Raw genomic sequence first — 1,155 nt, forward strand, 5'->3', positions numbered from 1 at the left:
GCCCGGCCCCTCCGCGGCCGGCCCGGGGCGAGCCGTGGGCGGGTCAGCGCCAGGCGGTCTCCGAGACGGGGGAGCGGCCGATCAGCGGACGCCACCACGCCTCGTTGTCGCGGTACCAGGCGACGGTTTCCCGCATCCCGTCGGCGAAGCCGATCTCGGGCGCCCAGCCGAGCTCGGTGCGCAGCCTGGTGGAGTCGAGCAGGTAACGCCGGTCGTGGGACGGGCGGTCCGGCACGATCGTCTTCAGCGACTCCGGCAGGCCCAGCTCGGCGAGGATGGTGTTGGCGATGGTCTCGATGTCGGCCTCGACACCGCTGCCGACGTGGTAGGTCTCGCCGAGCCGGCCGCGCTCCAGCACCGCCTCGATCGCCCGGCAGTGGTCGGCGACGTGCAGCCACTCCCGGCGGTTGCGCACCGACGCGTACAGGGGCAGGTTCTCGCCCTGCAGGGCCCGGGTGACGAACAGCGGGATGACCTTCTCCGGGAACTGGTACGGCCCGTAGTTGTTCGAGCAGTTCGTGATCGTCACCGGCAGGTCGTAGGTCAGGCCGTAGGCGCGCACCGCGTGGTCGCCGCCGGCCTTGGCCGCGTTGTACGGCGTCCGCGGCAGATACGGGGAGTCCTCGGTGAACGCGCCGGGGTCGTCGAGGTCCATGTCACCGTAGACCTCGCAGGTCGAGATCTGGTGGAAGCGCGCCACGCCGACCGTGCGGGCCGCCTCCAGCAGCGTCTGGGTGCCGATGACGTTGGTGGAGAAGAAGTCGCCGGGACGGATGATCGCCAGGCTGTTGTGCGACTCGGCGGCGAAGTTGACCACCACGTCGACCGTGTGCTCCCGTAGCAGCGACTCGACGAGCTCGCGGTCGCGGATGTCCCCGTGCACGAACGTGATCTCCGCCAGCACGTCGGCGAGGTTGTCCCGGCAGCCGGCGTAGGTCAGCGCGTCCAGCGCGACCACCTGGTCCCGGGGGTGCCGTTCACGCCAGTAGCGGACGAAGTTCGACCCGATGAACCCGGCGGCCCCGGTGACCAGCAGCGTCGACATGTGTCGTACGTCCCCCTTCGTAAGAGATCGGGATCGGCGGCCTCGGCGCCCCGATCCACGCCAGCCTCTCACGGCCGGATGACGCCGATCATCACCGCCCGCCGCCCGCC

The 1,155-nt window shown here is 70.9% G+C and carries 1 protein-coding gene; it reads right to left on the reverse strand.

Annotated features, from left to right (window positions below):
- Positions 1 to 43: 43 nt before the first annotated feature.
- On the reverse strand, positions 44 to 1,045 hold the full coding sequence (rfbB, locus tag AC5LSR_RS24000; RefSeq protein ID WP_493465322.1) for a dTDP-glucose 4,6-dehydratase: 1,002 nt from the start codon (positions 1,043 to 1,045) through the stop codon (positions 44 to 46).
- Positions 1,046 to 1,155: the final 110 nt, after the last annotated feature.

This window comes from Protofrankia sp. CiP1_Cm_nod4 (genome assembly GCF_982290645.1).